The following is a 5,592-nucleotide window of genomic DNA, read 5'->3' on the forward strand; positions in this document are numbered from 1 at the left end:
AAACAGCACTTTTTCTCGGTCAATGATTAGGATAAGTTATAATTTAAAAATTAATCAACAACTAAAGCTTATGCTTGTAGCTAAGTGAAATCATTGATTAAGAGACCTGTACTTTTCAATGACTTTTTCAGCAAACCCTAAGTATCTAAGCTCTTCTTCTAAGTCACCTAGAAAACGGGTTTCTTGAAGAAACCCGTTTTCTGTGTTAAAAATTGTCAGCTACACCCGCCATCCATTAGTCACATATTTCTTAACATAAAGTTTGACAACAACTGTGGTATAACTTCACAATAACTTGATATTATTATTACAATAGTCTCAAAAACAATGATCGAATTAAGTCCCGCCGCCGCTAGAGAAATTGAACGTTGGAGTCAAAGCCGTCGCCTGAGTGGTTCCTATCTGCGTTTGGCAGTAAAAAACGGTGGTTGTTCGGGACTTCACTATCATCTCGAATTAACCGATATTGCGGCAGAAAACGATCGCTTTTATCAAAGTCAGGGTATTAATATTTTAGTCGATCCTGACAGCGATCGCTACCTACAAATTTTAAAATTAGACTATTCAGAAGATCTCATGGGTGGTGGTTTCCGTTTTACCAATGCCAACACCCAAAATACCTGCGGTTGTGGTCTTTCCTTTAGTGCTTAATTAACTACTCCAAATAGCCAAGACAACTAAAAGCGCATTAACCAGATAAAATGCTCCCACAATCCGGGTTTCCGTCCAACCACTTAATTCTAAATGATGATGAAAAGGAGCCATTTTTAACAATCTTTTGCCCTTGCGATCGGGTCCTTTTGTGGCTTTATAATAGATAACCTGAGCGATTACCGAAAGAGATTCCAGAAAGAACAGACCACTAATTAAAAATAATCCCCAGAGATGTCCAGTAATTAAACCCACTGCAGCTAAAGCACCTCCCAAAGCGAGGGAACCCGTATCACCCATGAACACTTTAGCGGGGTTGCGGTTATGAAAAATGAAGCCTAGACAAGCACCAGCAAAACAAGTGCAGAAAATCGCTAAATCCGGATGACTAGGGGCGATAATAAGACCTAAACCCAAAAAAGCGATCGCACCAGTTCCCCCCGCTAATCCATCCACCCCATCGGTGAGATTAGTGGCGTTACTTTCAGCCACAAGGACAAATCCCGCCAAAATCCAGAAGAAAAAGCCCAAAGGAATGACTAATCGACCCCAAAGGGTGATATCGGTACCCACCTGATTGAGCGACATCCAGAGACAAAAAAGCACCGCCCCCGTTATCTGTAAAATTAACTTCATCTGGGGAGATAGGCCCTTATTCGACTTATAACGCAGAATTTGCCAATCATCTAACCAACCGATACCCATGTAAACAAAGGTCAGCAAAGCAACCGCCACCACATTAGGAGTAAATTTAGACCAGATTAAAGCGAAAATAAGGGCTACTGGCACAAAAAAGCTGCCTCCCATGGTCGGGGTTCCTGCTTTCTTTAAATGAGCCTGGGGTCCATCTTCGCGCATAATCTGACCCATTTTCAAGCGCCGCAGCATCGGCACCACTTGACAACCAAGACCAGCACTGATTAATGTTGTGGCCATCAGGGGGAGTAACAGGGAATTAGTGGACTGAAAAAAAACTACTAACAGAAATAGTAATCCCGTTAGTAGAATCAGGAGATGGGTTCCAGTGGGTTTTTTAAAGATAGGGGCGGAAAAAATGTTAGCGTTCACGACTAAAGCGTCAGATAAGGGTAAAATTTGCCAAAGAAGACGGGATTAATCTTCATCTAAGACTAATTCATCCTCGTCGTCATCATAACCGATATCATCGACATCCATGAGTTCAGATAGTTCCACATCTTCTTCGAGAGTGAGATCTGGTTCGGCGATTTTATCCCGGGGAATCATGCGATTATTTTTTTCTAACCACTCGACAATGGAAGCGTCTTTTTTTAGGGGAATAACCGCGGCCGGTTCGTAGCGGGGTTCTTGACGAATAGAAGGATTAAGCATAATCACTCGACGATTAACAGCAATCATTTCGAGTTTACCATGTCTTTTAAGGCTCTGATAATCTCTTGATTGGCTGCGGGGAAAGTGTAATGATCTAGTTCCTGGATGGTTACCCAGCGGATTTCTTCACATTCGATCGCCCTTGCTTCGCCACTGAGATAACGACAGTTATATACTTGTAGATTAACCCGAAAATGACTATAGGTGTGATCGATAGTGATTAAATGACTATCCACTGCGATGTCAATGCCAATTTCTTCTAATATCTCCCGTTTAATACATTCCTGCACCGTTTCATTGCCTTCGATTTTGCCGCCGGGGAATTCCCAAAAACCGCCCAGGAGTCCCTTGGCCAGACGGCGATCGATTAAAATTAAATCTCGATCATCTCTAATTACGGCCACACCGATTTTTTTAGAAGCTAAAGAGTCTGTTTCGGGAATCATAGTGGTTATTGGGGCAAAAACAGCAAAAAATAGTTAAAAATTGACTGCGGAAAATTGAGTCAAAAGATGATATAATCGAGAATTGTACGATTAACGATTAACAATGACAGTCAGTTCCGAATCAAAGTTTATTTTAAAAGTATTGTGGTTAGATCAGAACGTAGCGATCGCTGTAGATCAGGTGGTCGGCAAAGGAACTAGCCCCCTCACCGCTTATTTTTTCTGGCCGCGCAATGATGCTTGGCAACAACTGCAAGAGGAGTTAGAAGCAAAACACTGGATTGATGAGTCCGATCGCGTCGATGTTCTCAACAAAGCCACAGAAGTAATTAATTTTTGGCAAGAGTTACGCAATCAAGGCCGACAAATCCCCATGGCCGATGCACAGTTAAAATTCCCCGAAGTTGTGTTTAGTGGTAGCAATTAATTTATAGCAGTTATCTTAATGGGGAGCGACAAAATCTCCAGTTTTAGGCAACGGAAAACAGGAAACTTTTTCAGTGATCACCGCTCAGCAGGAGAACAGCAACTTCTCAATAACAGTATTCACTGAAACCTCAAATCTGATAACTGATAACTGAAAAAGAATCGGGTAGGTTTATATAAACCCGCCCGATTTTGCTTTAATTTAATTTGATTTGGTTGGGTTTAAAGCGATACTAAACCGCCAGCGGCCTGGTATCTAGCGCGAGCTTTGCGCCATGATTGTTGCGCTTGGATAGTTTTGCGACGGTCATCCCCTTTGCTGGCTTCATCGAGACGGGTTTGGGCCTGTTCGTATTCGGTGCGAGCTTTTTCTTTATCGATTTTTGAGCCTAATTCCGCCCCATTAACGAGGACTTTGATCTCATTATTTTCGACTTCAGCAAAACCGCCCAAAACCGCGATATTTTCCCAGTCTTTCCCCGGTCGAATTCGCATTACGCCAATATTCAGGGCAGTTAATAAAGGAGCGTGACCGCTAAGAATACCTAATTGTCCCGTGGAACTGGGTAGGATTACTTCTTCAGCCACGTTATCCCAGACAATGCGATCGGGTGTAATAACCCGTACTATAATGCTCATTGGTGATAATAACGATAATTTTGGCAGATTTCTGGGTTAAGTAACCGCGTTTAGCGGTTACTACTGACTTTTAATTAGCCTTTTTTGAGTTTTTCGCCTTTAGCGATCGCTTCATCGATACTGCCGACCATATAGAACGCTTGTTCGGGTAAGCGATCGAGTTCACCTTTGAGGATCATCTGGAAGCCTTTGATCGTATCAGCGAGGGTAACGTATTTACCCGGGGAACCGGTGAACACTTCGGCCACGAAGAAAGGTTGCGAGAGGAAACGCTCAATTTTGCGAGCGCGGTCAACGGTGAGACGATCTTCTTCCGACAATTCGTCTAAACCGAGAATAGCGATGATGTCCTGTAACTCTTTATAGCGTTGCAGGGTAGATTGGACGGCGCGAGCGGTGCCGTAGTGTTCATCACCGACGATATCAGCTTGGAGCATGGTGCTGGTGGAACCGAGGGGATCTACCGCCGGATAGATACCTTTGGAAGCCAGACCACGAGATAGTACAGTTGTTCCGTCCAAGTGAGCGAAGGTAGTAGCGGGAGCGGGGTCAGTCAAGTCATCCGCGGGTACATAGACCGCTTGGATGGAAGTGATGGATCCTTCTTTGGTGGAGGTAATCCGCTCTTGCAGGTCGCCTACATCAGTACCGAGGGTGGGTTGGTATCCTACCGCAGAAGGCATCCGACCGAGGAGCGCCGATACTTCCGAACCAGCTTGCACGAAACGGAAGATATTATCAATAAATAAGAGTACGTCTTGCTTGTTGACATCGCGGAAGTATTCGGCCATGGTCAAAGCGGAGAGACCGACGCGCATTCTCGCTCCGGGGGGTTCGTTCATCTGACCGTAAACGAGGGCGATTTTCGATTCTTCGGGGTTATCAGCGTTGATTACCTTCGATTCGATCATCTCGTTGTAGAGGTCGTTTCCTTCGCGGGTTCTTTCACCCACACCGCCAAAAACCGAGACACCCCCGTGTTGAATGGCGATATTGTTGATTAATTCCATCATAATGACGGTTTTGCCCACACCAGCACCCCCAAAGAGGCCGATTTTGCCCCCTTGACGGTAGGGGGTGAGCAGGTCAATCACCTTGATACCGGTTTCAAAAACCGTCGGTGTTACTTCAAGATCGACTAATTTGGGAGCGGGACGGTGAATAGGAGAGGTTTCGGTGACGTTAACCGGTCCTTTTTCGTCCACGGGTTCACCAAGAACGTTAAAAATCCGACCGAGGGTGCATTTACCCACGGGAACGCTAATCGCTGCGCCGGTATCCACGATATCCATACCGCGCACTAAACCATCGGTGGTACTCATGGCAACGGCGCGCACTTGGTTATCACCGAGTAACTGTTGTACTTCACAAGTAACCGATAGATTTTGACCGGCGGAGTTAGTTCCTTTTACGGTTAAGGCATTATAAATACGGGGCAGTTTGCCACTGGGAAATTCGGCATCGATGACAGGACCGATGATCTGGACGATTTTACCAACGTTAGTTTCTGTTGTCGCTACCATTGTTTATGTCTACTCTGGGTTTTAGCTGATAACTCCCACAAGGGGAAAGTCTTAATTTTTTGTAAAATTAGCCAATACACAGCTTATCACGCTAGGGGATCAGATCAGTTATTTTCGCTATCAGCCCTCAGCAGTCGGTCGTCAGGAGACTCGGAGACGGGAGATTATTTTATTTGTTCCCCCCACTTCCCGCTTCCCGCTTCCCGCTCCCTGCTTAACAAACACAGGGGTTTGCCTTTAATTGAACGTTACCTGATGTCTCAAGGAGAAGATGGCCACAGTGTCGAGGGTTTAATTGCTCAAGATATAGGTTGGGATTTTTAAGGGGAAACTCTCTTTTAAAATTGGGGTTAACCACAGAAACCAAAAACCTACCTAAAGCTTTTTAAAGCTACTCATTTCTGTAGCTAGATAGCTAAAATAAGTAACTTTGTCCACCGATAGATTTTAAGAACGTTATCAGGTATAATCAAGATATGAAGCTAGTTGAACGTCATATTATCAGTCAAAACCATCCCTTATGGTCAGAAATCGACCATTATGCCTTCTTGTCAAAA

Annotated in this window: 7 protein-coding genes; 2 read left to right on the forward strand and 5 right to left on the reverse strand. The window is 44.4% G+C overall.

Features of this window, described 5'->3' with window-relative positions; all coding sequences use genetic code 11:
• Positions 1 to 327 precede the first annotated feature (327 nt).
• A complete protein-coding gene (locus tag IM477_RS22245) occupies positions 328 to 651 on the forward strand; it encodes a HesB/IscA family protein (protein WP_079206311.1) in 324 nt (107 codons plus the stop codon).
• Here the strand turns inward: IM477_RS22245 and mraY are convergent, their stop codons facing one another.
• From mraY to mutT, 3 genes are read right to left on the reverse strand one after another with little or no spacing between them, the layout of a single operon-like run.
• Positions 652 to 1,719 carry a phospho-N-acetylmuramoyl-pentapeptide-transferase gene (gene mraY / locus IM477_RS22250; RefSeq protein WP_287733518.1) on the reverse strand — a complete coding sequence of 356 codons (1,068 nt, stop codon included), beginning with the start codon at positions 1,717 to 1,719 and terminating at the stop codon, positions 652 to 654. It lies immediately after the preceding gene.
• 45 nt (positions 1,720 to 1,764) lie between these two features.
• Positions 1,765 to 2,028: a DUF3134 domain-containing protein gene (locus IM477_RS22255; RefSeq protein ID WP_002735746.1), complete on the reverse strand. Its 264-nt coding sequence runs from the start codon at positions 2,026 to 2,028 to the stop codon at positions 1,765 to 1,767.
• Positions 2,025 to 2,447 carry an 8-oxo-dGTP diphosphatase MutT gene (gene mutT / locus IM477_RS22260; RefSeq protein WP_287733520.1) on the reverse strand — a complete coding sequence of 141 codons (423 nt, stop codon included), beginning with the start codon at positions 2,445 to 2,447 and terminating at the stop codon, positions 2,025 to 2,027. Before mutT ends, IM477_RS22255 begins: the two co-directional genes overlap by 4 nt.
• Positions 2,448 to 2,550: 103 nt before the next feature.
• Between mutT and IM477_RS22265 the strand changes: the two genes are divergently transcribed.
• Positions 2,551 to 2,874, forward strand: coding sequence for a 30S ribosomal protein PSRP-3 (locus IM477_RS22265; protein WP_002760450.1), 324 nt, complete (start codon positions 2,551 to 2,553; stop codon positions 2,872 to 2,874).
• 221 nt (positions 2,875 to 3,095) lie between these two features.
• On the opposite strand, the gene atpC is transcribed toward IM477_RS22265, so the two are convergent.
• Both atpC and atpD read right to left on the reverse strand, forming a co-directional pair.
• Positions 3,096 to 3,512 (reverse strand): ATP synthase F1 subunit epsilon, encoded by a 417-nt coding sequence (gene atpC / locus IM477_RS22270; protein ID WP_287733522.1) that lies wholly within the window; start codon positions 3,510 to 3,512, stop codon positions 3,096 to 3,098.
• A 74-nt stretch (positions 3,513 to 3,586) separates the two neighbouring features.
• Positions 3,587 to 5,035: a F0F1 ATP synthase subunit beta gene (atpD, locus tag IM477_RS22275; protein WP_287733523.1), complete on the reverse strand. Its 1,449-nt coding sequence runs from the start codon at positions 5,033 to 5,035 to the stop codon at positions 3,587 to 3,589.
• Positions 5,036 to 5,592: the final 557 nt, after the last annotated feature.

It is taken from the genome of Microcystis sp. M090S1, from assembly GCF_020246295.1.
Classification (GTDB): domain Bacteria; phylum Cyanobacteriota; class Cyanobacteriia; order Cyanobacteriales; family Microcystaceae; genus Microcystis; species Microcystis aeruginosa.

What these genes read in the sequence shown, in the direction of transcription:
- IM477_RS22245 (WP_079206311.1), top strand. Translation starts at nt 328, where the DNA reads ATGATCGAATTAAGTCCCGCCGCCGCTAGAGAAATTGAACGTTGGAGT.
- IM477_RS22255 (WP_002735746.1), bottom strand. Translation starts at nt 2,028, where the DNA reads ATGATTGCTGTTAATCGTCGAGTGATTATGCTTAATCCTTCTATTCGT.
- mutT (WP_287733520.1), bottom strand. Translation starts at nt 2,447, where the DNA reads ATGATTCCCGAAACAGACTCTTTAGCTTCTAAAAAAATCGGTGTGGCC.
- IM477_RS22265 (WP_002760450.1), top strand. Translation starts at nt 2,551, where the DNA reads ATGACAGTCAGTTCCGAATCAAAGTTTATTTTAAAAGTATTGTGGTTA.
- atpC (WP_287733522.1), bottom strand. Translation starts at nt 3,512, where the DNA reads ATGAGCATTATAGTACGGGTTATTACACCCGATCGCATTGTCTGGGAT.
- atpD (WP_287733523.1), bottom strand. Translation starts at nt 5,035, where the DNA reads ATGGTAGCGACAACAGAAACTAACGTTGGTAAAATCGTCCAGATCATC.